Annotated in this window: 21 protein-coding genes; 10 read left to right on the top strand and 11 right to left on the bottom strand. The window is 72.4% G+C overall.

What is annotated here, in order from left to right; genetic code table 11:
- The coding region (locus ACFY04_RS07800; RefSeq protein WP_389114817.1) for a hypothetical protein at positions 1-233 on the top strand (233 nt) is incomplete at its 5' end.
- A 526-nt stretch (positions 234-759) separates the two neighbouring features.
- Complete coding sequence (trpS, locus tag ACFY04_RS07795) at positions 760-1,764, top strand: tryptophan--tRNA ligase (protein ID WP_389114816.1); 1,005 nt, start codon at positions 760-762, stop codon at positions 1,762-1,764.
- A gap of 51 nt (positions 1,765-1,815) precedes the next feature.
- On the opposite strand, the gene proC is transcribed toward trpS, so the two are convergent.
- From proC to ACFY04_RS07770, 5 genes are all read right to left on the bottom strand, one after another.
- Complete coding sequence (gene proC, locus ACFY04_RS07790; RefSeq protein ID WP_314242437.1) at positions 1,816-2,625, bottom strand: pyrroline-5-carboxylate reductase; 810 nt, start codon at positions 2,623-2,625, stop codon at positions 1,816-1,818.
- Between the two features lie 100 nt (positions 2,626-2,725).
- Positions 2,726-3,463, bottom strand: a complete 738-nt coding sequence (locus ACFY04_RS07785; RefSeq protein WP_389114814.1) for an ABC transporter permease — start codon at positions 3,461-3,463, stop codon at positions 2,726-2,728.
- Positions 3,460-4,287, bottom strand: a complete 828-nt coding sequence (locus tag ACFY04_RS07780; protein ID WP_389114812.1) for an ABC transporter ATP-binding protein — start codon at positions 4,285-4,287, stop codon at positions 3,460-3,462. Before ACFY04_RS07780 ends, ACFY04_RS07785 begins: the two co-directional genes overlap by 4 nt.
- Positions 4,288-4,418: 131 nt before the next feature.
- Positions 4,419-4,949: a hypothetical protein gene (locus ACFY04_RS07775; RefSeq protein ID WP_389114810.1), complete on the bottom strand. Its 531-nt coding sequence runs from the start codon at positions 4,947-4,949 to the stop codon at positions 4,419-4,421.
- A gap of 139 nt (positions 4,950-5,088) precedes the next feature.
- Positions 5,089-5,388 (bottom strand): peptidase, encoded by a 300-nt coding sequence (locus ACFY04_RS07770; protein ID WP_389114809.1) that lies wholly within the window; start codon positions 5,386-5,388, stop codon positions 5,089-5,091.
- Positions 5,389-5,577: 189 nt separating this feature from the next.
- Between ACFY04_RS07770 and ACFY04_RS07765 the strand changes: the two genes are divergently transcribed.
- On the top strand, positions 5,578-7,644 hold the full coding sequence (locus tag ACFY04_RS07765; RefSeq protein WP_389114808.1) for a serine/threonine-protein kinase: 2,067 nt from the start codon (positions 5,578-5,580) through the stop codon (positions 7,642-7,644).
- 52 nt (positions 7,645-7,696) lie between these two features.
- Here the strand turns inward: ACFY04_RS07765 and ilvD are convergent, their stop codons facing one another.
- The 4 genes from ilvD to ACFY04_RS07745 all read right to left on the bottom strand — a co-directional run bounded on the left by ilvD (position 7,697) and on the right by ACFY04_RS07745 (position 12,248).
- Complete coding sequence (gene ilvD, locus ACFY04_RS07760; protein WP_389114806.1) at positions 7,697-9,547, bottom strand: dihydroxy-acid dehydratase; 1,851 nt, start codon at positions 9,545-9,547, stop codon at positions 7,697-7,699.
- Between the two features lie 122 nt (positions 9,548-9,669).
- Positions 9,670-10,299 (bottom strand): TetR family transcriptional regulator, encoded by a 630-nt coding sequence (locus ACFY04_RS07755; RefSeq protein ID WP_389114804.1) that lies wholly within the window; start codon positions 10,297-10,299, stop codon positions 9,670-9,672.
- Entirely contained in the window at positions 10,296-11,165 is an 870-nt protein-coding gene (locus tag ACFY04_RS07750) for a sugar phosphate isomerase/epimerase family protein (RefSeq protein WP_389114802.1), read from the bottom strand. Before ACFY04_RS07750 ends, ACFY04_RS07755 begins: the two co-directional genes overlap by 4 nt.
- A 144-nt stretch (positions 11,166-11,309) precedes the next feature.
- Entirely contained in the window at positions 11,310-12,248 is a 939-nt protein-coding gene (locus ACFY04_RS07745) for a Ppx/GppA family phosphatase (RefSeq protein ID WP_389114800.1), read from the bottom strand.
- Positions 12,249-12,425: 177 nt separating this feature from the next.
- On the opposite strand from ACFY04_RS07745, the gene ACFY04_RS07740 reads away from it, so the two are divergent.
- Entirely contained in the window at positions 12,426-13,178 is a 753-nt protein-coding gene (locus ACFY04_RS07740) for a hypothetical protein (protein WP_389114846.1), read from the top strand.
- 26 nt (positions 13,179-13,204) lie between these two features.
- On the opposite strand, the gene ACFY04_RS07735 is transcribed toward ACFY04_RS07740, so the two are convergent.
- Positions 13,205-14,953, bottom strand: a complete 1,749-nt coding sequence (locus ACFY04_RS07735; RefSeq protein WP_389114798.1) for a hypothetical protein — start codon at positions 14,951-14,953, stop codon at positions 13,205-13,207.
- Positions 14,954-15,624: 671 nt separating this feature from the next.
- Between ACFY04_RS07735 and radA the strand changes: the two genes are divergently transcribed.
- Both radA and disA read left to right on the top strand, forming a co-directional pair.
- Positions 15,625-17,037 carry a DNA repair protein RadA gene (radA, locus tag ACFY04_RS07730; RefSeq protein WP_189974095.1) on the top strand — a complete coding sequence of 471 codons (1,413 nt, stop codon included), beginning with the start codon at positions 15,625-15,627 and terminating at the stop codon, positions 17,035-17,037.
- 193 nt (positions 17,038-17,230) lie between these two features.
- Positions 17,231-18,355, top strand: coding sequence for a DNA integrity scanning diadenylate cyclase DisA (gene disA / locus ACFY04_RS07725; protein WP_314242449.1), 1,125 nt, complete (start codon positions 17,231-17,233; stop codon positions 18,353-18,355).
- Positions 18,356-18,478: 123 nt separating this feature from the next.
- Here disA and ACFY04_RS07720 read toward each other — a convergent pair whose 3' ends face one another.
- On the bottom strand, positions 18,479-19,228 hold the full coding sequence (locus ACFY04_RS07720) for a hypothetical protein (protein WP_389114797.1): 750 nt from the start codon (positions 19,226-19,228) through the stop codon (positions 18,479-18,481).
- Positions 19,229-19,630: 402 nt separating this feature from the next.
- On the opposite strand from ACFY04_RS07720, the gene ACFY04_RS07715 reads away from it, so the two are divergent.
- From ACFY04_RS07715 to ACFY04_RS07700, 4 genes are all read left to right on the top strand, one after another.
- A complete protein-coding gene (locus tag ACFY04_RS07715) occupies positions 19,631-19,786 on the top strand; it encodes a hypothetical protein (RefSeq protein WP_389114796.1) in 156 nt (51 codons plus the stop codon).
- 23 nt (positions 19,787-19,809) lie between these two features.
- The gene (locus ACFY04_RS07710) at positions 19,810-20,787 is read left to right on the top strand and encodes an A/G-specific adenine glycosylase (protein WP_389114795.1); all 978 of its coding nucleotides are present in this window, start codon (positions 19,810-19,812) and stop codon (positions 20,785-20,787) included.
- 184 nt (positions 20,788-20,971) lie between these two features.
- Positions 20,972-21,532 carry a SigE family RNA polymerase sigma factor gene (locus ACFY04_RS07705; RefSeq protein ID WP_030010715.1) on the top strand — a complete coding sequence of 187 codons (561 nt, stop codon included), beginning with the start codon at positions 20,972-20,974 and terminating at the stop codon, positions 21,530-21,532.
- Positions 21,533-21,567: 35 nt separating this feature from the next.
- Positions 21,568-22,200 carry a hypothetical protein gene (locus ACFY04_RS07700; RefSeq protein WP_389114844.1) on the top strand — a complete coding sequence of 211 codons (633 nt, stop codon included), beginning with the start codon at positions 21,568-21,570 and terminating at the stop codon, positions 22,198-22,200.
- Positions 22,201-22,208 lie beyond the last annotated feature (8 nt).

Below are 22,208 nucleotides of genomic sequence, written 5' to 3'. Positions count from 1 at the left end.
ATCCACCGAAGTGGACGGGGTATCAACTTCTGGCGTTGATTTTTGGCACGCTGTTGAGTTCTCAAGGAACGGACGCTTCCTTTGTACTCACCCTCTCGGGCTTTCCTCCGGGCTTTCGTTCTGTTCTTGCGTTTCCGACTCTATCAGAGTCAGTCCCGCTCCGCTTTCCAGGTTTTCGCTTTCGCGTTTCCCTTTCCGGCGAGTCCGACTCTATCAGATCCTTTCGGGCCTGACCCCCAGTCAGCGGGGCTTGCCTTCCGGGCTTTTGGGCCCTTTCGACGAGTGAGACAGTAGCGGATTCCTTGCCCCCGAACCTAATCGGCGGCTGCGTCCTGGAACGCGGATTCCTCATTCGCAAATACGCATGAAAACGAGACGACGGAGTGCGTCGTTCGTTCGAATGCGTGGTGCGGGATGGCTGTCCGGGGACCGACCGCGGTCGGCGCTCACTTCGGACAACTCGAAGAACCTTACGGACCTGGCACACCTGTGTCAACTCCAGGCTGACCCGCCGCGCGGGATCCGCGAAACTCCCGCCGCCTTCAGCCCCTTCGGTCTACGCTGGGCCCATGACTACGCATGCGCTCACGCTCAGCCTTCGCTGGTGGGCCGCCTGACGGCGGCCGACCTTCCACGCGAGCACGCATGCGCTCACGGCCGCCGCTACGGCGGCCGTTTTTGTTTCTCCCCTCCCGGGAGTGGCTCGGTCGCCCGGCGCGGTGGCCACCGGCACCACTCACACACAGGGAGAGACAGGACATGACGACGACGAGGATCTTCAGCGGGATCAAGCCCACCGGACACCTGACGCTGGGCAACTACCTGGGGGCCGTACGGCAGTGGGTCGAAGCCGACCTGACGCCCGAGTCCGCGCTGTTCTGCGTCGTCGATCTGCACGCGCTGACCGTCGAGCACGAGCCGGCCCGCGTACGAAGGCTGAGCCGGCAGGCAGCGACGCTGTTGCTGGCGGCCGGGCTGGATCCGCAGCGGTGCACCCTCTTCGTGCAGAGCCATGTCGACGAGCACACCCGGCTGGCGTACCTCCTGGAGTGCACCGCCACCGACGGGGAGCTGCGGCGGATGATCCAGTACAAGGAGAAGGCGGCGAAGGCGCAGGTCTCCGGGGAGGGTGTGCGGCTGTCGCTGCTCACCTATCCCGTGCTGATGGCGGCCGACATCCTGGCGTACGGCGCGCAGGAGGTGCCGGTCGGGGAGGACCAGCGGCAGCACGTCGAGCTGACCCGGGATCTGGCGGTGCGGTTCAACCAGCGGTACGGGCACACCTTCACCGTGCCGAAGGCGACGCTTCCGGCGGTGGCCGCGCGGGTCATGGACCTGCAGGACCCGACGTCGAAGATGGGGAAGTCCCACGAGAGCGGGGCGGGGATCGTCTATCTGCTCGACGAGCCCGGGGCCGTGCGCAAGAAGGTGATGCGGGCGGTCACCGACAGCGGGGACGGTGCGGTGGTCTACGACCGGGAGGCGCGGCCGGGGGTCGCCAATCTGCTGGACATCCTGGCGGCGTGTGCCGGGGGTGATCCGGCCGCGCTCGCCGAGGGGTACAGCGGCTACGGGGCGCTGAAGCGGGATGTCGCCGACGCGGTGGTCGAACTGCTGCGGCCCGTGCAGGAGCGGCATGCCGAGCTGGCGGGCGATCCGGCCCAGGTGGAGAAGGTGCTGCGGGAGGGTGCCGGGCGGGCCCGGGAGCTGGCGCGGCCGGTGGTGGACCGGGCGTACCGGGCCATCGGGCTGCTGGAGCCGTGACGGGTGGGGGGGGTTCCGCGTGCCGCGGGACCCCCCACCGGTACGGGTGTCTCAGCTGTTGCCGGAGGCGAGCTCGCGGCTGCGGTCGCGGGCCGCTTCGAGGGCGGCGATGAGGGCGGCGCGTACGCCGTGCTTCTCCAGCTCGACGATGGCGTTGATCGTCGTGCCGGCCGGGGAGGTGACGGCCTCGCGGAGCTTGACCGGGTGTTCGCCGCTGTCGCGGAGCATGACGGCGGCGCCGATGGCGGCCTGGACGATCAGGTCGTGGGCCTGGGCGCGGGGCAGTCCGAGGAGGATGCCGGCGTCGGTCATGGCCTCGACGAGGAAGTAGAAGTAGGCGGGTCCGGAGCCGGAGAGGGCGGTGGCCGCGTCCTGCTGGGACTCGGGGACGCGCAGGGTCTTGCCGACGCTGCCGAAGATCTCCTCGGTGTGGGCGAGGTGCGCGGCGGTGGCGTGGCTGCCGGCGGAGATGACGGACATGGCCTCGTCGACGAGGGCGGGGGTGTTCGTCATGACGCGGACGACGGGGGTGCCGGGGCTGAGCCGTTCCTCGAAGAAGGCGGTGGGGACGCCGGCGGCGCCGCTGATGACCAGGCGGTCGGCGGGGACGTGCGGGGCGAGCTCGTCGAGGAGCTTGGCCATGTCCTGGGGCTTGACGGTGAGGATGAGGGTGTCGGCGCGCTTGGCGGCTTCGGCGTTGGAGACGGCCTCGACCCCGTAGCGGGTGCGCAGTTCCTCGGCCCGTTCGGCGCGGCGGGCGGTGACGAGGAGCTTCGAGGCGGGCCAGCCGCCGCGGATCATTCCGCTGAGCAGGGCCTCGCCGATCTTGCCGGTACCGAGGACTGCGACTGTCTGGGTCATGCCCGATCCACCTCGCCGAACTGTTCTTGCGCGTGAGCTACGTCTACGTCCTCATCCTTGCACCCGGGCGGGGAAGGGGGAGGCGCTGTCCGGAGTGCGGTCAGGGAGTGCGGCGGCGGAGGGTGACCGCGCCGAGGGCGAGGACGATCAGGGCGCAGGCGGCGACGATCGCGGCGTCGCGGACGAAGTCGGCGGTCATGTCGGTGTGGGTGACCACCTGGGTCATGCCGTCGACGGCGTAGGACATGGGCAGGACGTCGGAGAGTCCTTCGAGGACGGGGTGCATGGTGTCGCGGGCGGCGAAGAGGCCGCAGAGGAGCAGCTGGGGGAAGATCACCGCCGGCATGAACTGGACGGCCTGGAACTCGGAGGCCGCGAAGGCGGAGACGAAGAGTCCGAGTGCGGTGCCGAGGAGGGCGTCGAGGAGGGCTACGAGGAGGAGCAGCCAGGGGGATCCGACGACGTCGAGGCCGAGGGCCCAGAGGGCGAGGCCGGTGGCGAGCAGGGACTGGAGGACGGCGACGGCGCCGAAGGCGAGGGCGTAGCCGGCGATGAGGTCGCCCTTGCCGAGCGGCATGGCGAGGAGGCGTTCCAGGGTTCCGGAGGTGCGTTCGCGCAGGGTGGCGATGGAGGTCACCAGGAACATGGTGATGAGGGGGAAGATCCCGAGGAGTGAGGCGCCGATGCCGTCGAAGGTCTTGGGGCTGCCGTCGAAGACGAAGCGCAGCAGGGTGAGCATCAGTACGGGGACCAGGAGCATCAGCGCGATGGAGCGCGGGTCGTGGCGGAGCTGGCGCAGGACGCGGGCGGCGGTGGCGGTGGTGCGGGCGGCGTTCATCGGGTCTGCTCCCGGATGGCGGTGACGTTGGAGGCGTTCGCCGCGGCGGCGTCGGCGTTGGCTTCGTCGACGAGGCGCAGGAAGCCCTCCTCGACGGTGGTGGTGTGGGTACGGGTGCGCAGTGCGTCGGGGGTGTCCTGGGCGAGGATGCGGCCCTCGCGCATGAGGAGCAGGTCGTGGCAGCGCTCGGCCTCGTCCATGACGTGGGAGGAGACGAGGATCGTCGTGCCGCGGGTGGCGGTGATGTCGTGGAAGAGGTTCCACAGGTCGCGGCGCAGGACGGGGTCGAGTCCGACGGTGGGTTCGTCGAGGACCAGGAGCTCGGGGGTGCCGAGCAGGGCGACGGCGAGGGAGACGCGGCTGCGCTGGCCGCCCGAGAGGTTGCCGGCGAGGGCGCCGGCGCGGCTGGTGAGGTCGACGTCGGTGATGGCGCGGCTGACGGTGGCGGCGCGGCGGTCTGCGGCGGCGCGTCCGGGGTCGAGGACGGCGGCGAAGTAGTCGAGGTTCTGCCGGACGGTGAGGTCGTCGTAGACGCTGGGCGCCTGGGTGACGTAGCCGATGCGGGAGCGGAGCCGGGGGTGGCCGGCGGGGTGGCCGAGGACGTCGAGGGTGCCGGTGACGTGGGCCTGGGTGCCGACGATGGCGCGCATGAGGGTGGATTTTCCGCAGCCGGAGGGGCCGAGGAGGCCGGTGATGCGGCCGCGGGGGACGTCGAAGACGAGGGAGTCGAGGACGGTGCGGGGGGTACGGCCGGTGCCGCGCCGGACGGTCAGGTCATGGGCGTGGACGGCGGCCGGGTCTCCCTCGGCCTGGTTATTCATCATGTGATGAATAATGCTCCTGGCGGTGCCAGGACGTCAATCGCCGGGACGGATGCGGGTGTGGGCTGGGTGTGGATGCGGGCGCCGACGCGGGTGTGGGTGCGGGCTGCTTCTCGCCGCCGCGCCGCGCGGGGCTACTTCTTGCGCTTGGACCGGCGGGCGGCCGGGTTCCCCGTACGGGTGCTGCGGCGGCGGGCGTATTCGGCCTGGGCGCGCTCGTACTCGGCGCGGCGGAGCTTCTCGCCCGGCGCCTCCCCGAGGCAGCGCAGGAAGTACGCGATCAGGGAGCCGATGAAACCGATCGTCTTCAGGCCCTTGAGGGCGGCCTCGTCGGAGGACGGGGCGGGGCGACGGCTGAAGGAGGCCCAGGTCTTGGTGAAGGCGATGGAGCTGGCGATCGCGAAGAGGACGACGACCGAGATGCTGAGGAAGGGGCCGACGTTGCCGATCTCCAGGCCCTCGTAGGCGAAGCGGAGCAGCAGGGCGGCGGCGACGGCGGTGGCCAGCGAGCCGATGGCGAGGCCGACGCGGCGCAGGGCGTAGCCGCCGTCGTGCTCGACCCAGGTGGTGCCGAAGAACGGGATCGGCTCGGGCTGCGGGCCGGCGGGCAGCGGGGCCTGCGCGGCCGGCTCGGCGGGGGTCTGGTCTCGCTGGTCGTCGCTCACATCAGCGATTATCCCTCGCCGGGCCGGTCGGGCCGGGTGTGTCTCACGTGTCAGACGGGTCCGGAACGGTCAGCCGCACTGCGTGACGACGTAGCCGTCACTGCCCGCCTTCACGTACGCGTCGGAAGGCCGGCAGAGGTCAGCAGCGCGTGGCGACGTAGCCGTCACTGCCCGTCTGGACGTATGCGTCCGAGACGAACTGACCGTTGCCGATGCAGTCCCAGATGTCCGTCGTGCCGTACGGACCGGAGACCGTCGTACCGGGGCCCTGGCAGCGGATCGAGACGTACGAGTCGTACGGCAGGACCTTGACGATGGAGTAGCTGGTGCCCGGGCCGCTGCGGACGTTCACCCGGTAGCCGGGAGCAACCGGAAAGGTCTGGAAACCGGACTCCGCGGCGAGGCTCTGGACCTGACCGGGCTCACTCTTTTCGGACATGCGAAAACTCCCCCCTGAGCGTTGCGTTGCGCAACTCGCGCAGGGTAGCAGGACCTTGGAGATAGCCAGGTGCCATCGACTAGGCTCCGGCGGGGGTGGTCGGCGGTGCAGTCGCTGCGCAGGGATCGGGCGGGCTTTCCGGAGTACGCCGGGCAGTATCGGCTGGAATCCGTCCTGGGTTCGGGCGGTATGGGCGTCGTCCACCTCGCCACCTCCGCGTCGGGACTGAAACTCGCCGTCAAGATCGTGCACCCCGAACACGCGGTGGATCCGGAGTTCCGGGCACGGTTCCGGCAGGAAGTGGCCGCGGCGCGTCGTGTGAGCGGGGCGTTCACCGCGCCAGTCGTGGACGCGGACCCGGACGCCGAACGGCCCTGGATGGCGACCTTGTTCATCGACGCACCGACACTCGCCGAGCGGGTGCGGGAGCGGGTGCTCGATCCGGCCGAACTGGCCCGGCTCGGCGCCGGACTCGCCGAGGCCCTGCGGGACATCCACCGGGCCGGTGTGGTGCACCGGGATCTGAAGCCGAGCAACGTCTTGATGGCACCCGACGGAGTACGGGTCATCGACTTCGGGATCTCGCGGCCGACCGACAGCGATCTGCGGACGGAGACCGGAAAGCTGATCGGGACACCGCCCTTCATGGCGCCCGAGCAGTTCCAGCGACCCAGGGAAGTGGGGCCTGCGGCGGACCTGTTCGCGATGGGCGCCGTACTCGTGCACGCGGCGACCGGGCGCGGCCCCTTCGACTCCGACAGTCCCTATCTGGTGGCGTATCAGGTCGTCCACCACGACCCCGACCTGACCGGTCTGCCGGCGGCCCTGAGACCGGTCGTCGAGTCCTGCCTCGCGAAGAACCCCTCCGAACGCCCGACCCCTGATGCGCTGATCAGTGAACTGCGTGCGCTGGCCTATCCGACGTCGGAGGACACCCGGGCCTTCATCCCCGGGCCGCGCGGACCCAACCGGCCGGAGGAGGCCACCCACCGCCGGGACCGGATGGTCGCCGAGCAGCCCGGCCCCACCCCGCCGCGGCGGCGGCGGTCACGGCTGGTGCTGTCGGTCGGGGGCGCGCTGCTGCTGACCGGCGGGGCGCTCGGCGGTTACCTCTCGTACGGGACGGACGCAGACCCGTCAGCGCACTCCACCGTGCACGCCGGGGCCACGAAGCCCGGTCCCGGGGCGAAGGCCGGGCCGCCGTGGGCGGTACACGTGGGCGAAGGGGACGGGGGCAATCCCGTTCCGGCCTGCTCGTGGTCGGCCGGAGGCCTCTACTGCTCGGGGCCGGGGCTGGCGGCCGCCCGGCTCGACCCCGCCGACGGCTCGGTGATGTGGTCCGTGCGAAGAGCGGCACCCGCTTCGCGGATGACACCGAATCCGGCTCCGCTGCACGCCGCGGGACTGGTGTTCGCAGTGGACGACGACGGAAAGGGCCTGCGGGCCCTGGATGCGGCAGCCGGTGCGCAGCGGTGGAAGCGGGCCCTGCCGGAGGGCGGGCGGGTGGTGCCCGTGGGAAGTCTGCTGCTCGTCACGAGCCCGGACGGAAAGGCCGCCATGCTCGACGCGGCCACGGGCGCGACTCGCTGGGAGCACCGCCTCGGCGGAGCCGGCTCCGCTTGGCTCGCCGAACCGGACGCGCCGGGGGGCGCCGGCCTGTACCTCTGCGCGCAGGGAGCGGACGGGAAGTCGACCCAGGTCTCCGCTGTCGATGCCGCGAGCGGCGCGGTGCGCTGGCAGGTCCGGAGTCCGGCGCTGCTGGAACCGGTCGGCGCGGCGGCCGGCGGGCTCTACCTGCTGGAAGGTGACACGCGGTCCGCGTCCGGCGCTGTGACCAGGGCGGTCGTGCGGGTGGATCTCGCGACGCGAGCCGTACGCCGGATCCCCCTCTCGTCGCCGTTGCTGGAGGCCCAGGCCACGGTCGGCCCCGAGGGCCGGGTGTACGTCTTCGGCACGTCGGGCGCCCTGGCCGCGGTGGGGGCGGAGCGTGAGGAATGGCGGCTGGAGACGGGCGTGGCCGTGGGCTCGCGGCCGGTGATCCACGACGGGCGGATCCATCTGGCGGCCTCGGACGGGCGGCTGCTGGCCGTCGACGGCGGGGGCCGGCTCCTGGGGCAGACGAAGCCCAGGCTGGGTGGCGAGCCGGGCTACACCTCCACCCTGCCCGCGCCCGTGGCCGGCGGTGGGCGGGTGTTCTCGGGGGCGCCCGACGGGTCGGTGTTCGCGGTGGCGGCGGGGGATCCGGGCGGATGGTGACACGGCGGCGCCCCCGCACCGGAGGGTGCGGGGGCGCCGGCGGAGTCGGTCGTCAGCCCAGGAGGGAGACGTCGCGGACCGCGCCCTTGTCGGCGCTGGTGGCCATCGCGGCGTAGGCGCGCAGGGCCGCGGAGACCTTGCGCTCGCGGTTCTTCGGGGCGTAGACGCCGCCGAGGGCCTCGTGGCGGGCCGCCAGGGTGGCTTCGTCGACGAGGACCTCGATGGACCGGTTCGGGATGTCGATGCGGATCCGGTCGCCGTCCTCGACGACCGCGATGGTGCCGCCCGAGGCCGCCTCCGGGGAAGCGTGGCCGATGGACAGGCCCGAGGTGCCGCCGGAGAAGCGGCCGTCCGTCACCAGGGCGCAGGACTTGCCGAGGCCGCGGCCCTTGAGGAAGGAGGTCGGGTAGAGCATCTCCTGCATACCGGGGCCGCCGCGCGGGCCCTCGTAGCGGATGACGACGACGTCGCCCTCCTTGATCTCCTTGCGGAGGATCTTGTCGACGGCCTCGTCCTGGGACTCGCAGACGACCGCAGGGCCCTCGAAGGTCCAGATCGACTCGTCGACACCGGCGGTCTTCACGACGCAGCCGTCGACCGCGATGTTGCCGCGCAGCACGGCGAGGCCGCCGTCCTTGGAGTACGCGTGCTGCACCGAGCGGATGCAGCCGCCCTCGTCGTCGAGATCGAGGGTCTCCCAGCGCTTGGACTGGGAGAACGCGGTGGCGGAGCGCTCACAGCCGGGGGCCGCGTGCCACAGCTCCATGGCCGTGTCGGTGGCCGTGCCGGAGCGGGCGTCCCACTTCGCGAGCCAGTCCTCCAGGCCGTCCGAGTGGACGGTGCTGATGTCCTTGTTGAGGAGACCGCCGCGGTGCAGCTCGCCGAGGATGGCGGGGATGCCGCCGGCGCGGTGGATGTCCTCCATGTAGTACGTGCCGCCGGGCGCCACGTTCGGCGCGACCTTGGCCAGGCACGGGACCCGGCGCGAGACGGCGTCGATGTCGGTGAGGTCGTAGTCCAGGCCCGCCTCCTGCGCGGCGGCCAGCAGGTGCAGGATCGTGTTCGTGGAGCCGCCCATCGCGATGTCGAGGGCCATGGCGTTCTCGAAGGCCTCGCGGGTGGCGATGCTGCGCGGGAGGACGGACTCGTCGCCGTCCTCGTAGTAGCGCTTGGTGATCTCCACGACCGTGCGGCCGGCGTCCTCGTACAGGGCGCGGCGGGCGGTGTGCGTGGCGAGGACCGAGCCGTTGCCCGGGAGGGCCAGGCCGATGGCCTCGGCGAGGCAGTTCATCGAGTTGGCGGTGAACATGCCTGAACACGACCCGCAGGTGGGACAGGCGTTCTCCTCGATGCGCAGCACGTCCGCGTCCGACACGTTCTCGTTGGAGGCGTCGACCATGGCGTCGATCAGGTCCAGCTTGCGGACGGTGCCGTCGACGAGGGTCGCCTGGCCGGCCTCCATCGGGCCGCCCGAGACGAAGACGACCGGGATGTTGAGGCGCATGGCGGCCATCAGCATGCCGGGGGTGATCTTGTCGCAGTTGGAGATGCAGATCAGCGCGTCGGCGCAGTGCGCCTCGACCATGTACTCGACCGAGTCCGCGATCAGGTCGCGGGAGGGCAGGGAGTACAGCATGCCGCCGTGGCCCATGGCGATGCCGTCGTCGACCGCGATGGTGTTGAACTCGCGCGGGATCGCACCGGCGGCGCGGATGGCGTCGGAGACGATGCGGCCGACCGGCGCCAGGTGGGTGTGACCGGGGACGAACTCGGTGAAGGAGTTGGCGACCGCGACGATCGGCTTGCCGATGTCCGCGCTCGCTACGCCCGACGCGCGCATCAGCGCACGCGCGCCTGCCATGTTGCGGCCGTGGGTGACGGTGCGGGACCTCAGCTCGGGCATGCGGTTTCACTCCCCATGAGTGCGGCTGTACGGTCAGCCGCGACTGCGGATATGGCTCAGATACGAGGCTACGCCCACCGCCCGCGATCCGGACAGCGCGTCCGGATGCCGGGACGGCCGGCTCATTCCTCGGTCAGGTACCGCTGGAGCGTGGGCGCCACGAGGGCAACGATCTTCTCCGGGTCGGTGGACGCGAGGGGCTCCACCCGGACCACGTAGCGCAGGATCGCGATGCCGACCATGTGGGAGGCGGCGAGCTCGGCTCGGAAGGTCGGGTCGGGGACGTCGAGGTCGGCGGCGACGCGCTCCAGGACCCGCCGCAGGACCAGCTGGCGCAGTACCTTCGCGGCGGCCTCGTGCGTGAGCGCCGAGCGGATCACGGCGAGCAGCGGGACCCGGGTGACCGGGTTCTCCCAGACGCCGAGGAAGTAGCGGGCGAGGCGCTCGCCGATGCCGTCCGGGCCCTCGCCGATGATCGCGGGGACCACCAGGGCGGGCTCGATGCTGACCTCGATGGCGGCGGCGAACAGGTCGTCCTTGCTGCCGAAGTAGTGGTGCACCAGCGCCGGGTCGACGCCGGCGACCTTCGCGATGCCGCGCACGGACGTCTTGTCGTACCCGCGCTCCGCGAACACCTCACGGGCGGCGAGCCGGATGCGCTCCTGGGTGCCGGGGCCGTCGTCGGCCTCGTCCTGCCGGGGCCGGCCGGGGCCGCGGCGGCGCGGCTTGGGTGCGTCCGGGGTATCGGTCACGGCCGGCGGGCCTTGTCGCGCTCGGCGGTGGTGTGGTGGGGGGTGGAGTGGGGGGTGGAGTGGGGGGTGGTGGCGAGGTGCAGGCGGGTGAAGGCCAGCGCCTCGGCGAGATCGGCCTCGCGCTCGGCGGAGGACATCGCCCGGCGGGTGTTCACCTCGATCACCACGTGCCCGTCGAACGAGGTCCGCGCGAGGCTCTCCAGGAGTTCGGCGCAGGGCTGCGTACCGCGGCCCGGGACCAGGTGCTCGTCCTTGGCCGATCCGTTCCCGTCGGCGAGGTGGATGTGCGCGAGCCGGTCGCCCATCCGGTCGATCATCGCGGTGGCGTCGGTACGGGCGGTCGCGGTGTGCGACAGGTCGACGGTGAAGTGGCGGTAGTCGTCCTTCGTCACGTCCCACTCGGGGGCGTACGCGAGCATCTCGCGGTCGCGGTAGCGCCACGGGTACATGTTCTCCACGGCGAACCGGACGTCGGTCTCGTCGGCCATCCGCCAGATACCGGTGACGAAGTCCCGCGCGTACTGGCGCTGCCAGCGGAAGGGCGGATGCACGACCACGGTGCTCGCCCCGAGCCGCTCGGCCGCGGCCTGGGCGCGCTGCAGCTTGGTCCACGGATCGGTGGACCAGACCCGCTGGGTGATCAGGAGACACGGCGCGTGCACGGCCAGGATCGGCACCCCGTGGTGGTCCGACAGCCGGCGCAGGGCGTCGACGTCCTGGCTGACCGGATCCGTCCAGACCATCACCTCGACGCCGTCGTAACCGAGGCGCGCGGCGATCTCGAAGGCGGTCGCCGTCGACTCCGGATAGACGGAGGCGGTGGATAGGGCGACTTTCGCGGTCGGGACACGGACTGGTTCTGCCACGAAGACAGGGTACGGGCCCGAAACGGCGCCCGACCGTGACGGCGGCCACGCGACTCCGGAAGGCGGGATCCGCTCGACCGGAATCAGAGACGCGTATGGGGGTTTCCCGTCAGTCTCATCGTCTCTCCGTGTCGGGCCGGTCCCTCACGCCCCCGGGGCCGGCATGTGGTCCAGCCTGCGCAGGATCACGCCCTCGCGGAGTGCCCACGGGCAGATCTCCAGCTCCTCCACGCCGAAGAGGTCCATCGCGCCCTCCGCGACCAGCGCTCCCGCCAGGAGCTGGTTCGCCCGGCCCTCCGAGACGCCCGGGAGGGCCGAGCGCTGGGCCGTGGTCATCGCCGCCAGGCGCGGGACCCATTCCTCCAGGGACTTGCGGCTCAGATCCCGCTGCACGTACAGGCCGTCCGCCGAGCGGGCCGCGCCCGCGATGCGGGCCAGCTGCTTGAAGGTCTTCGAGGTCGCCACCACGTGGTCCGGCGCACCGAAGCGGCTGAACTCGCCGACCGTCCGGGCGATCTCCGCCCGCGCGTGCCGCCGTAGCGCCCGGATGTCCAGCGCGTCCGGCGGGTCGCCCGGGAGCCAGCCCGAGGTGAGGCGGCCCGCGCCCAGCGGGAGGGAGACGGCCGCGTCCGGGTCCTCGTCGATGCCGTACGCGATCTCCAGCGAGCCGCCGCCGATGTCCAGGACCAGCAGTTTCCCGGCGGACCAGCCGAACCAGCGGCGGGCCGCGAGGAAGGTGAGCCGGGCCTCGTCCTCGCCGCTCAGCACCGGCAGGTCGACGCCGGTCTCGGCCCGGACCCGCGCGAGGACCTCGTCCGCGTTCGTGGCCTCGCGTACGGCGCTGGTCGCGAAGGGGAGGACGTCCTCGCACCCCTTGTCCTCGGCGGCCTGGACCGCGTCGCGGATCACCGAGACGAGGCGCTCGACGCCTTCGGGGGTGACGGCGCCACGCTCGTCGAGCAGCTCCGCCAGCCTCATCTCCACCTTGTGCGAGTGCGCCGGCTGCGGGCGCGCGCCGGGGTGCGCGTCCACCACCAGCAGATGGACCGTATTCGAACCCACATCCAGCACACCGAGTCTCATAGGGGGAAACGCTACTGCGAGGAAGACTCGGGGGTTGTGTAAGGGGCGCATAGGCTTGGGTTTGTGCCAAATACGAAGAAGGCCAACAAGACCCGGTCGCAGAAGGACACGGGCAAGGACACCGTCAAGAACAAGGCGAAGGCCAAGGCCGACGCCAAGGGCGGCAAGGACAAGGCCGTGGTCGCGGCCGACGAGAAGGGGCTCGACTTTCCCCGGGCCTGGGTGGAGTTCCCCGATCCCGCCGACGACGAGCAGATCTTCCGCTGTGACCTGACCTGGCTGACCTCCCGCTGGACCTGCATCTTCGGCAGCGGCTGCCAGGGCATCCAGGCGGGCCGGGCGGACGACGGCTGCTGCACGCTGGGCGCGCACTTCTCCGACGAGGACGACGAGAAGCGCGTCGCGCAGCACGTGGCCCGGCTGACGCCCGAGCTGTGGCAGTTCCACGACGTCGGCAGCGAGAGCGGGTGGACGCAGCACGACGACGACGGGGAGAAGCAGACCCGCCGCTGGGACGGCGCGTGCATCTTCCTGAACCGGCCGGGGTTCGCCGCCGGGGCGGGCTGTTCGCTCCACATCCTCGCGGTGAAGGAGGGCCGGGAGCCGCTGGAGACCAAGCCCGACGTCTGCTGGCAGCTGCCGATCCGCCGGACGTACGAGTGGATCGACCGGCCGGACGACACGCGCGTGCTGCAGGTGTCGATCGGTGAGTACGACCGCCGCGGCTGGGGTCCGGGCGGCCACGACCTGCACTGGTGGTGCACGTCGGCCACCTCCGCGCACGGTGCCGGCGAGCCGGTGTACGTGTCGTACCGCCCCGAGCTGACGGAGCTGATGGGCAAGGAGGGCTACGACGAGCTCGTGAAGCTGTGCGAGGCGCGGCTGGCCTCGCTGCTGCCGATGGCCCCGCACCCCGCGGATCCTGCCTGACCGCAGAGGCCCCCCTCAGGGCCCCCTCAGGGCCCCGTCGATGCCGACGGGGCCGGGTCCGGGGCGGGGGAAACCGTTCCGCCTGAGCCCTCCGTCGGGGTCGGCTCGGGCGTCGGGATCGTCGGCTCCGTCGGGGACGGTGCCGGGGTGGACGGCTGCGTCGGGTCCGGCGAGGGCGCCGGGGTCGCGGGCCGCGTCGGGTCCGGGGTGGGCGCGGGCGTCGCCGCGGGGCGGCCGCGGCCCTGGATGGAGACCACGGCGCCGCTCGGGTCGACCCCGACCCGGGCCGTCCAGGCGCCGACGGGCTGGCCCTCGGGGTCCACGACGATCCGTAGGGTGACCGATTCTCCTGGGGCCAGCGTGCCCGCGGTCCGGCTCGCGCGCAGCCAGGGGGCGTCGGACCAGAGCCGCCAGTCCACGGGGGCGCCGCCGGAGGCGGTGAGGGTGAGCAGGGTGACGGCGCCCTGGGCGGATGCGGCCACGGTGAGGCGGCCGGCGCTGCCGGGGTGGTCGGGGGTCGCGGGCGGGCCGGTGCTGATGATCTCGACGGAGACGTCGGAGGCGGTGTCGCTCTGGGCGAAGCCGGGGCCGCTGGTGGTGGCTGCGTTCCCGGTGTTCTCGTAGGCGGTCAGCGGGCGGCCGTCGGTCCGCGCGGCCGGGAGTTCGGACTCGCTGGCGGAGATACGGGTGGCGTCGCCGCCGGCGGGCTCGCCGGTGCCGGGGCCGCCGCGGTACGCCGCCCACAGGGCCAGGACCGGGGCGGCGACGACGGTGGCGACCACGGTGGTGGTCACGACCCGGGCGCGCAGCCGGTCCCGGCGGGCCGCGCGGTCCTTGGGGTCCATGGGGAAGCCGGTGCGGTCGAAGCGCGGGGCGGACCCCCGTCCGCGGCCCCGGCCGGAGCGGAGCATCGCGGCGTGGACGGCGGTGCGAGGGGCGGGTACGAGGGGGAGCGCGGCGGTGTTGAGGCCGCCGGAGCCGGGCCAGGGGCCCGCGGCGCCCACGCGTTCGGCGACGCGCCGGCATCGGGGGCAGTCGTCGACGTGGCGGACGAGCTCGGCGCGCAGGGTGCTGGACAGCAGGACGTTGCCGTCGCCGTCGTCGCCGGTGAGCCGGGAGACGCTGGGGCAGTTGCCGGTCTCGACGACGGCGAGGGCGGCGCGGGTGCGCTCCACTTCGCAGGCGGCGCCGGAGAGCAGCTCGCGGGCGGCGGCCGCGGGGGTGCCGAGGACGGCGGCGAGTTCGGGGACGCCGAGGCGGTGGCGGACGGCGAGTTCGAGGGCCTCGCGCTGCTCGGGCGTGGTGCCGGCGGCTTCGGGCCAGGCGAGCCGGGCCAGTTCCGTACGGCGGTAGGCGCTCACGTCAAGGGGCCGGTGGGCGTCCTGGCCGCGGTCGGATGGTGTGTCATCACCCGGCGCACGGTCTCGTCCGGTGTGCTCCGGCGCACGCCGGGCGGAATGCGCTCCCTGGCGGGCGCGCCGCTGCTCGGCCAGCCGGTGCAGGCAGCCCCAGCGGGCGAGTGCGTAGAGCCAGGCGCGCCGGTCCCCCTCGTCGGGGCAGCGGCCGGGATGCCGCTCGGCCACGGCGAGGACGTCCCCGAGCACGTCGGTCGCGGTGTCGTGGTCGCACAGGACCGACAGGCAGTACGTGAACAGGCCGTCCAGGTAGGGCTCGTGCCGGAACGGCGGCGGCTGCTCGGCCTCGCGGGGCATGCGCCCGTGCGCCCGGTGTGCGCCGGTGTGCGCCGAGGAGTGTGCCTGGTTGCTGCTGTTCACCTGGCGACCGTAGGCGGCACGCCGGTGACGCCCTGGAAGCCTTCGCCACTTTTAGCCCTTACGGGTGAACAGATCGGTGAGGCGCTGACGCAGGCCCTGACGCGGTCTGACCGGCAGGTCCTGCCGACCCACTGAGCCCACCACGGAGCCCGTCACTGAGCCCGCCACTGAGCCCGCCACGGGGCCCGCCGCGGGGCCCGCCGCGGGGCCCGCCGCGGGGCCCACAGGACCAACGTGCACCTCGCGCAGCAGAGCGCCGTCCTCCCCGTATGAACTCCACGGAGAAGGGGAGGCCGCGTGCGGACAGCACGGCGGTGAGCGCGTCGAGCCGGCCCGCGTCCGCCTGGCCGTGGAGGAGGACGCCGCCGTCGACCGGTTCGATCTCCAGCCGGGCCAGCGGGCTCTCCACCTCGTACCCCTCCCAGGAGGGGGAACGCGAGCTCCAGTCCGCGCGGACGAAGAACGCGGCGAGGTCCGCGGCGGAGCGGCGGCCGGGGAAGAGCCCCGCCACATCCGCGACGGGCATGCCGGTCACGTCGGCGCCGAAGGGGGATCCCTCGTCGGACAGGTCCATGAGGAAGTCCATGAGGGCACCCTCGCAGCGGGCCGGCCGCGCCCCGCGACCGGCACCCTGGTCCGGCCTGTCGGTGCGGGCGGCTACCGTGAACGGCATGGCTGCCCGCACCGCTCGTTCATCCGCCAAGGACCGGCCGTCCTACCGCTGCACCGACTGCGGCTGGACGACCGCCAAGTGGCTCGGCCGCTGTCCCGAATGCCAGGCCTGGGGCACCGTGGAGGAGATGGGCGCGCCCGCCGTGCGGACCACCGCCGCCGGCCGGGTCTCGACCGCCGCCCTGCCGATCGCGCAGGTCGACGGCCGGACCGCGACCGCCCGCAGCACCGGTGTGGACGAGCTGGACCGCGTCCTCGGCGGCGGGCTCGTGCCCGGCGCCGTCGTGCTGCTCGCCGGCGAGCCCGGTGTCGGCAAGTCGACCCTGCTGCTGGACGTAGCGGCGAAGGCGGCCAGCGACGAGCACCGCACGCTGTACGTGACGGGCGAGGAGTCGGCCAGCCAGGTGCGCCTGCGGGCCGACCGGATCAACGCCCTCAGCGATCACCTCTATCTCGCCGCCGAGACCGATCTGTCCGCCGTTCTCGGGCATCTCGACGCCGTGAAGCCCTCCCTGCTGATCCTGGACTCCGTACAGACCGTCGCCTCCCCCGAGATCGACGGCGCGCCCGGCGGCATGGCCCAGGTGCGCGAGGTGGCCGGAGCGCTGATCCGGGCCTCCAAGGAGCGCGGGATGTCCACCCTCCTCGTCGGCCACGTGACCAAGGACGGGGCCATCGCCGGTCCCCGCCTGCTGGAGCACCTCGTCGACGTGGTGCTGAGCTTCGAGGGCGACCGGCACGCCCGGCTGCGGCTGGTGCGCGGCATCAAGAACCGGTACGGGGCCACCGACGAGGTCGGCTGCTTCGAGCTGCACGACGAGGGGATCACCGGGCTCGCCGACCCGAGCGGGCTGTTCCTGACCCGGCGGGCCGAGGCCGTTCCGGGCACCTGCCTGACGGTGACTCTGGAGGGGAAGCGTCCGCTGGTCGCCGAGGTGCAGGCGCTGACCGTGGACTCCCAGATCCCCTCCCCCCGGCGTACGACCTCGGGCCTGGAGACCTCGCGCGTGTCGATGATGCTGGCGGTGCTGGAGCAGCGCGGCCGGATCACGGCGCTCGGCAAGCGCGACATCTACAGCGCCACCGTGGGCGGGGTGAAGCTCACCGAGCCGGCCGCCGACCTGGCGATCGCGCTCGCGCTGGCCTCCGCCGCCAGTGACGTCCCGCTGCCGAAGAACCTCGTCGCGATCGGTGAGGTCGGCCTGGCCGGCGAGGTGCGGCGGGTGACCGGCGTGCAGCGGCGGCTCGCGGAGGCGCACCGGCTGGGATTCACGCACGCGCTGGTCCCGGCGGATCCGGGGAAGGTGCCGGCCGGGATGAAGGTCATCGAGGTGGCCGACATGGGCGACGCGCTACGGGTGTTGCCGCGCGGCCGCTCCCGTACGCCCGCCAGGGAGCGGTCCGCGGAGTAGCCGGCCCCGGGGGGACACCGGGGGGACGATCCCCTGGTCAGGGGGTCCGTACGGGGCCCGCCCGGGCCGTACCTGGCCAAGCCACGGCGGGGCCGTGGCGCGCGCCGGTAGACTTTGGGCTGGTCCGCCCGGCCGTACGCACGTCCTCGTGCCCGCGGCGCGGGGCGGCGCAACCCGCGACCGGAGGAGTGCAGTGGCAGCCAAGGACGGGGCAGCAGCATCCGGGAAGTCGGGCGCGAGCTCCAAGCAGGAGGCCATGATGCGCGCCTCGCTGAGCGCGGTCGCACCTGGTCAGCCGCTGCGTGACGGCTTGGAGCGGATCGTTCGCGGCAACACCGGCGGGCTCATCGTCCTCGGTATGGACAAGAGCGTCGAGGCCATGTGCACGGGCGGTTTCGTCCTGGACGTGGAGTTCACGGCGACCCGGCTGCGCGAGCTGTGCAAGCTCGACGGCGCGCTCATCCTCGACAAGGACATCACCAAAATCCTGCGGGCCGGTGTGCAGCTGGTGCCGGACGCGTCGATCCACACGGAGGAGACGGGTACGCGGCACCGTACGGCCGACCGCGTCTCCAAGCAGTGCGGCTTCCCGGTGGTGTCGGTGTCTCAGTCGATGCGTCTGATCGCTCTGTACGTGGACGGGGAGCGGCGGGTCCTGGAGGAGTCCGGGGCGATCCTGTCGCGGGCGAACCAGGCGCTGGCCACGCTGGAGCGGTACAAGCTGCGCCTCGACGAGGTCGCGGGCACGCTGTCGGCGCTGGAGATCGAGGACCTGGTCACGGTCCGCGACGTGACGGCGGTCGCGCAGCGGCTGGAAATGGTCCGCCGGATCGCGACCGAGATCGCCGAGTACGTGGTCGAACTGGGCACGGACGGGCGACTGCTGTCGCTGCAGCTGGACGAGCTGACGGTCGGGATCGAGCAGGAGCGGGAGCTGGTCATCCGGGACTACGTGCCGGAGCCGACGGCGAAGCGGTCCCGCACGGTGGACGAGGCGCTGGCGGAGCTGGACGCGCTGACGCATCCGGAGCTGCTGGAGCTGGCGATCGTGGCGCGGGCGCTGGGGTACACGGGCTCGCCGGAGACGCTGGACTCGGCGGTGTCGCCGCGCGGGTACCGGCTGCTGGCGAAGGTGCCGCGACTGCCGGGCGCGATCATCGAGCGGCTCGTGGAGCACTTCGGCGGGCTGCAGAAGCTGCTCGCCGCGAGCGTCGACGACCTGCAGACGGTGGACGGCGTGGGCGAGGCCCGCGCACGGAGCGTCCGCGAGGGCCTGTCCCGCCTGGCGGAGTCGTCCATCCTGGAGCGGTACGTCTAGCCTGCGCCGCACTGCCGGACGCCCCGCGCCTCAAACGCCGGCGGGGCTGAATGTTCAGCCCCGCCGGCGTTTGAGGCGCGGGCGCGGAGCGCCGTGTTCGAATCCGCGCCGGCTCGGACCCGGTCAGTCCTGCTTGAGGACGAACGAGGTGCGGGCCACCGGCATGCCCGGGGCCTTGACCTCGACCACGTAGGTGTCGGGTGCCGCCGACCCCGCCGGAGGCGTCTGGCACTGGTCGGCCGCGCTGAACCTGCGGTCCCAGTCCAGCGACTGCTTCGTCTCACCCTGCGCCGGGAGGCGGAAGAAGGCGTTGCCCGCGCCCGCCGGGCAGTCCGCCGAGGACCAGACCGCCTTGCTGCTGCTCGCCTGAAGGATGGTCAGGACGGCCTGCTTCGGGCCGAGGTCGATCTTGCAGGTGGTTCCGGAGGTGTTGCGGGCGACCAGTTCGAGGCGCGGCTTCTCGTTCGCCTCGTACTCGTTCTTCACGCTCTTGACCTCCCACTGCAGCGCTCCGGGCGCGCAGGTGGGGAGCGGGGAGTCCGCCGGGACCGGAGCCGGGCCGCCCGCGGCGCCGCCGGAGCCGGAGCCGGAGCCCGAGCCGCCGTTCGAGCCCGTACCGCCGCCCGGTTCGCCGTTCTTGCCCGCCCCGCCCGTGGAGTCGCCGCCGGAGCCGGTGTTCCCGCCGCTGCCCGACTCGGGGCGCCCGCCGGGGGCCGCGCTGATCGCGGGGCCGGTGCCGGCCGGTCCCGGGGTGATCGAGGTGACGGGGTCGGGGCCGTCCTGGCCCTTTCCGTTCGTACTCGTCCTCCCCCCACCGGAACTGACGGTCCATACGGCGAGGAGCGCCAGGAGCGCGACAACGGAAGCCAGCACAGCCCTCCGTCGCCAGTAGATGGAGGAGGGGAGCGGCCCGACCGGATTGCGCAGAGATCCCACGGATGGAACTTTACGAGAGTTCGCGACCCGATCAGTGCCCCACATGCCGTGCAGAGGACTTGATTTGCCGATGATCATCCTGCGGGCGCAATCGAGGGCGCCGAGATCCGGCCAAAGGGTTGATGCGGAGATTAATCCGCTTTGAGTACGTTCGGTGAGCATGGACAGCTCCGGCCTCTACCGCGCCATCACCGATTTCGCCCACCGGACACCCTCATGGGTGCAACCGGCCTTCGTGATCTGGACGGCGTACGGGCTCCTCCCCTTCGGGGCGCTCTTTCGCGGCCGTCTGGTGGCGCCCGCGCGGCCGGGGCCCCGCCCGGCCGGTGGCCGCACGACGTGGCGTTCGGCCTGCTGCCGGGCGGTTCGGTCGCCGCCCTCGCCGTCCTCGCGTTCACCGGTCCGGCAGGTGCGCTCATCACCGCCGCGCGGGCGGGTGGCGGACCGTCCGCCGTCTGGTTCACCGGTCGCGGTCCGGCGCGCCGAGGGAGGTGAAACGTGCCAGGATGCCGTCTGCCATGACTGCATCTCCCGGTTCCTCCACGGACGTATCCCCCGACTCCTCCCACGCGCTGCACTCCCCCGTCATCGCGTGGTTCGACGAGCACGCCCGCGACCTGCCCTGGCGCCGCCCCGAGGCTGGCCCCTGGGGGGTCATGGTCAGCGAGTTCATGCTCCAGCAGACGCCCGTCAGCCGGGTCCTGCCGGTATACGAGCAGTGGCTCGCCCGGTGGCCCCGCCCCGCGGACCTGGCCACCGAGGCCCCCGGCGAAGCCGTACGGGCCTGGGGCCGGCTCGGCTACCCGCGCCGCGCGCTGCGGCTGCACGGGGCGGCCGTCGCGATAGCGGACCGGCACGGGGGCGACGTACCGCGGGAGCACGCGCAGCTGCTGGCGCTGCCCGGGATCGGCGAGTACACGGCGGCGGCCGTGGCCTCCTTCGCGTACGGGCAGCGGCACGCCGTCCTCGACACGAACGTCCGCCGGGTCTTCGCGCGCACCGCGACCGGGGTCGAGTACCCGCCGAACGCGACGACCGCCGCCGAACGGCGCCTCGCCCGGGCCCTGCTGCCCGAGGACGAGGCCACCGCGGCCCGCTGGGCGGCGGCCTCGATGGAGCTCGGGGCGCTGGTGTGCACCGCCAAGAGCCCCGACTGCGCGCGCTGTCCGGTGGCCGGGCTGTGCGCGTGGCGGCTCGCCGGGAAGCCGGCGCACGAGGGTCCGCCGCGGCGCGGGCAGACGTACGCCGGAACCGACCGGCAGGTGCGGGGCAAGCTCCTCGCCGTGCTCCGGGAGGCGGTGGGCGCGGTTCCGCAGGCGGTGCTCGACACGGTCTGGGACGAGCCGGTGCAGCGGGCCCGGGCGCTGGACGGGCTGGTTGCCGACGGGCTGGTGGAGCCCTTGGACGGGGGCTTCTACCGGCTTCCGCAGTCCCTCCCCCAGGCCCTCCCGCAGTCCCTCCCCCAAGCCGTCGCCCAGACCGTCCCGCAGGCCTGACCGAAGCTGACTCCGAGATTCCGCTTATTGCCGGTAAACCCCAGCTCACGGGGGTTGTTACACAACCTATGGGTGTCCGTGCGCCCACCGAAGGCTGGCTCGCACAGGCCCGTGACAACCCCTCCGTACCTTCGAATCCGTAGGACACGGGGATGAGCGGTTGGACGGGTGGAGGCGGTCTGAGATGGCGCACGGCGAGGTACTCGGATTCGAGGAGTACGTACGCACTCGGCAGGACGCGCTCCTGCGCAGTGCCCGGCGTCTGGTCCCGGACCCCACGGACGCGCAGGACCTCCTGCAGACCGCGCTCGTACGCACCTACGGCCGCTGGGACGGCATCGCCGACAAGTCCCTGGCCGACGCCTACCTGCGCCGGGTCATGATCAACACCCGCACCGAGTGGTGGCGCGCCCGCAAGCTCGAAGAGGTCCCCACCGAGCAGCTCCCCGACGCCTCCGTCGAGGACGGCTCCGACCAGCGCGCCGACCGCGCCCTCCTCATGGACATCCTCAAGGTTCTCGCACCCAAGCAGCGCAGCGTGGTCGTGCTGCGACACTGGGAGCAGATGAGCACCGAGGAGACGGCCGCGGCGCTCGGAATGTCGGCGGGAACCGTGAAGAGCACTCTGCACCGCGCGCTGGCCCGCCTCCGGCAGGAGCTGGAGAGCCGGGATCTGGACATGCGTGCGCTGGAGCGCGGTGACCACACCATGCGGTACGAGGGGCGTGAGCGGTGCGCGGCCTGAATGGCCAAGGTTTGTCCGGAGGTTCTCTGGTGCTGATGTCGGCGGGGACGGTCGTCCTCGTCGGCACAGCCGTGTTCGCGGTCGGGTGCGCCACGGGCGGCACCGGTCTGCGCGACGGCGGCCCGGCCCGCACCGAGGCGGTCGCCAAGGCCACGGCGTCGGGGCCCACCCCCGACGATTCCGTGTCGGCCTCGCCCGGCCGGCCGCTGAGGAAGGTCGACCCGGTCGGGCTGCTGATGAAGGACCCCAAGGTCAGCGCCGAGGTCAAACGGGACCTCAAGCCCTGCTCGGGCAAGGAGTACCCGGTGGACGTGAGCTACGGGAAGGTCACCGGCAGCCCCGTCGTGGACATCGTGGTGAACGTCCTGTCATGCGCCGACGCCCTGGGCCGCGGAACGTACGTGTACCGGGCGGACGGAGACGCGTACGAGAATGTGTTCTCGGACGAACAGCCACCCGTCTACGCGGAGATCGACCGGGGCGACCTGGTGGTCACGAAGCAGGTCTACGGAAAGAGCGACGTGCTCGCCTATCCGTCGGGCGAGGACGTGATCACGTACCGCTGGAACGGGGAGAAGTTCACCGAGCAGGACCGAGTTCACTCGGAGTACAGCAACGTGGTCGACGGCGGTGTCCCGCCCGCCCCGGTCACGAGTCAGAAGAACTGAGCACAGAA

The organism is Streptomyces sp. NPDC001549 (genome assembly GCF_042894025.1).
GTDB lineage: Bacteria > Actinomycetota > Actinomycetes > Streptomycetales > Streptomycetaceae > Streptomyces > Streptomyces kutzneri.
Note: the sequence above shows the minus strand (reverse complement) of the source record. Positions and strands in the feature narration are given on the sequence as shown.

Excerpts from the sequence above, each read along its gene's own strand:
- ACFY04_RS07785 (WP_389114814.1), bottom strand. The coding sequence starts at position 3,463 with ATGAACGCCGCCCGCACCACCGCCACCGCCGCCCGCGTCCTGCGCCAG.
- ilvD (WP_389114806.1), bottom strand. The coding sequence starts at position 9,547 with ATGCCCGAGCTGAGGTCCCGCACCGTCACCCACGGCCGCAACATGGCA.
- ACFY04_RS07745 (WP_389114800.1), bottom strand. The coding sequence starts at position 12,248 with ATGAGACTCGGTGTGCTGGATGTGGGTTCGAATACGGTCCATCTGCTG.
- ACFY04_RS07705 (WP_030010715.1), top strand. The coding sequence starts at position 20,972 with ATGGCGCACGGCGAGGTACTCGGATTCGAGGAGTACGTACGCACTCGG.
- ACFY04_RS07765 (WP_389114808.1), top strand. The coding sequence starts at position 5,578 with ATGGGCGTCGTCCACCTCGCCACCTCCGCGTCGGGACTGAAACTCGCC.
- ACFY04_RS07700 (WP_389114844.1), top strand. The coding sequence starts at position 21,568 with ATGTCGGCGGGGACGGTCGTCCTCGTCGGCACAGCCGTGTTCGCGGTC.
- trpS (WP_389114816.1), top strand. The coding sequence starts at position 760 with ATGACGACGACGAGGATCTTCAGCGGGATCAAGCCCACCGGACACCTG.
- radA (WP_189974095.1), top strand. The coding sequence starts at position 15,625 with ATGGCTGCCCGCACCGCTCGTTCATCCGCCAAGGACCGGCCGTCCTAC.
- ACFY04_RS07710 (WP_389114795.1), top strand. The coding sequence starts at position 19,810 with ATGACTGCATCTCCCGGTTCCTCCACGGACGTATCCCCCGACTCCTCC.
- ACFY04_RS07780 (WP_389114812.1), bottom strand. The coding sequence starts at position 4,287 with ATGATGAATAACCAGGCCGAGGGAGACCCGGCCGCCGTCCACGCCCAT.
- proC (WP_314242437.1), bottom strand. The coding sequence starts at position 2,625 with ATGACCCAGACAGTCGCAGTCCTCGGTACCGGCAAGATCGGCGAGGCC.
- ACFY04_RS07770 (WP_389114809.1), bottom strand. The coding sequence starts at position 5,388 with ATGTCCGAAAAGAGTGAGCCCGGTCAGGTCCAGAGCCTCGCCGCGGAG.